Origin of the sequence: Novosphingobium sp. B-7 (assembly GCF_000410615.1) — a bacterium.
In the GTDB taxonomy this organism is placed as follows: domain Bacteria; phylum Pseudomonadota; class Alphaproteobacteria; order Sphingomonadales; family Sphingomonadaceae; genus Novosphingobium; species Novosphingobium capsulatum.
Genome location: NZ_APCQ01000278.1, coordinates 1 through 2,566, shown reverse-complemented (window position 1 = coordinate 2,566; position 2,566 = coordinate 1). Strand labels below are relative to the sequence as shown.

Below are 2,566 nucleotides of genomic sequence, written 5' to 3'. Positions count from 1 at the left end.
CCTTGCTGAAAGGGGCGGCGGGCTGGGCCATGGCAATGCGGCTGGGCTGGGGCGGCAGCGCGATGGCCCTGCCCAGCGCAAACCGCGGCGCGGCACTGCTGATCGCCCCGACGGACATGATGCCTGGCGGCTTGCGCATGCCAGCCCCCCTGCCCGGCGCCGCGCCGCGCCTGCCGGTGACGGAGCCGGGGCGCCAGTCGCTCGACCAGGGATGGCTGTTTCACGAAGGCGACATTCCTTTTCCCGTGCCCGCCGATCACAATGCCACCTATCTGTCGGTCAAGGCCGGCAACGCCGGTGGGCCGGCCGCGCTCGATTTCGATGCGTCAGACTGGCAGGCGGTTACGCTGCCGCACGATTGGGCCAGCGCGCAGGGCTTCGATCCCGCTGCCAATGTCTCGCAAGGCTATCGCCCGCGTGGGATCGGCTGGGTCGGCTGGTATCGCCGCCTGATCCGGCTCGACCCGGCAGTGGAAGGCCAGAAGATCGAGCTGCGCTTTGACGGCATCGCCAGCCACGCCACGGTGTGGGTCAATGGCAGCGAGGTGGCACACTCCTGGTCGGGCTATACCGGGGTGACGATCGATCTGACGCCCTTTGCCCGCTATGGCGACGATCTCAACTGGATCGCGGTGCGCGCCGATGCCACCGTGCGCGAGGGTTGGTGGTACGAAGGCGCGGGGATCTATCGCCATGCCTGGCTGGTGACCCGGCCGCCGCTGCACATTGCCGAACAGGGCGTGCATGGCCACCCGGTGCGCCAGGCCGATGGCACTTGGACGGTGCCGGTCAGCGTGACGCTGGGCAATATCGCCGACGCACCGGCCAGTGCCGTGGTGCGCGCCAGTGTGCGCGATGGCGATGGACGCCTGCTGTGCCAGGGCAGTGCCACGGCGCAAGTGGCTGGACTGGACCAGGGCACGGCGCAGATCACGCTGCGGCCCGATGGCGCGCTGGCGCTCTGGTCTCCCGATGATCCTGTGCTGCACGATCTGATAGTGGAAGTGGAACGCGATGGCGTGGTGATCGACCGCCGCAGCGTGGCGATCGGTTTTCGTGCGGTGGTGTTCGATCCGGCGCGCGGCCTGCTGCTCAATGGCGTCGCCACCAAGATCAAGGGCGTGTGCCTGCACCAGGACCATGCCGGGGTGGGCGTCGCCGTGCCCAATGCCTTGGTGCTGTGGCGGTTGCAGCGCCTTAAGCAGCTGGGCTGCAACGCCATTCGCATGACGCATGGCGCCTGCGCGCCCGAAGTGATGGACTGGTGCGACCGGCTGGGTTTTCTGGTCATGGCCGAAAACCGCTTGTTCAACCCCGCGCCCGATTATCTGGCGCAGCTGGAATGGCTGGTGCGGCGCGACCGCAACCATCCATGCGTGTTCGCATGGTCGGTGTTCAACGAAGAACCGATGCAGGGCACCCATGCCGGCAAGGAAATGGTGCGCCGCCTGCGCGCCGCCGTGCGCCGGCTCGACCCGGACCGCCCGGTGACCGCGGCGATGAGTGGCGGCTTCTTCAATCCCGAAAACGTCGGCCAGGCGGTCGACCTCATGGGCTTCAACTATTACCAGGGCGATTACGATCGCTATCACGCGCTGCATCCCGACCAGCCGATGCTGAGCAGCGAAGACACCAGCGCCTATGGCACGCGCGGCGCCTTTGCCAGCGATCCGCAGGCCCACGTGATCACCGCGCTGGACAAGGAAGCCGCCGGCTGGGGCGCCACCCACCGCCAATCCTGGCAGGCAATCGCGGCGCGGCCGTTTGTGGCCGGCGGCTTTGTCTGGACCGGGCTGGATTACCATGGCGAGCCCACGCCCTATGCCTGGCCCAGCGTGGGCAGCTTTTTCGGCATCATGGACCTGTGCGGCTTTCCCAAGACCGCGTTCGGCATCCGCCAGGCGCAGTGGCTGGACAGCGCGCCGATGTTGTGGATCGATCCGCACTGGACCTGGCCCGGCCGCGAAGGCCAGCCGATCGAAATGCTGGCGATCACCAATGCGCCGAGCTTGGAAGTGCGGCTGAACGGGCGCATCGTGGCGCAGATCGCCAAGGCCGACCGCATCATGGGGCACACGCTGCACATCCCCTATGCCCCCGGCCGGCTGGAAGCCCTGGCGATCGACGGCGGCAAGGTGGTGGCCCGCATGGTGCACGAGACCGCTGGCCCGGCAAAGGCGCTGCGGCTGACCCCCGCGCGCCGCGCGCTGGGTAGCGAAGGCGATGATGCCCTGGCGATCACCATCGATGCCACCGATGCGCGTGGCCGCCATGTGCCGGTGGCGCAGGACATGGTGCATCTGTCCGTGCGCGGCGGGGCAATCATCGGGCTGGGCAATGGCGATCCCAACAGCCACGAAAGCGAGAAAGGCACCGTGCGCAGCCTGTTCAACGGTCTGGCCCAGGCGATCGTGCAGGGGGACGCGGGCCTTGCCCCGCTGGTACTGGAAGCGCGCGCGCCCGGCTTGGCCCCGGCCCGGCTGGTGGTAGGCCGCGAGGGCAGAAGTGCCGCGCCAACGGTGGCGGCCGAAGCGCCACGGCAACGCCTGGATCGCTGGCTGCGCTC

The 2,566-nt window shown here is 68.6% G+C and carries 1 protein-coding gene; it reads left to right on the top strand.

Going from position 1 to position 2,566, the window contains the following annotated elements:
• Positions 1 to 137: 137 nt before the first annotated feature.
• Positions 138 to 2,566, top strand: a 2,429-nt coding sequence (gene galA, locus H926_RS0103995; protein ID WP_237740972.1) for a beta-galactosidase GalA, incomplete at its 3' end; no start/stop codon positions are given.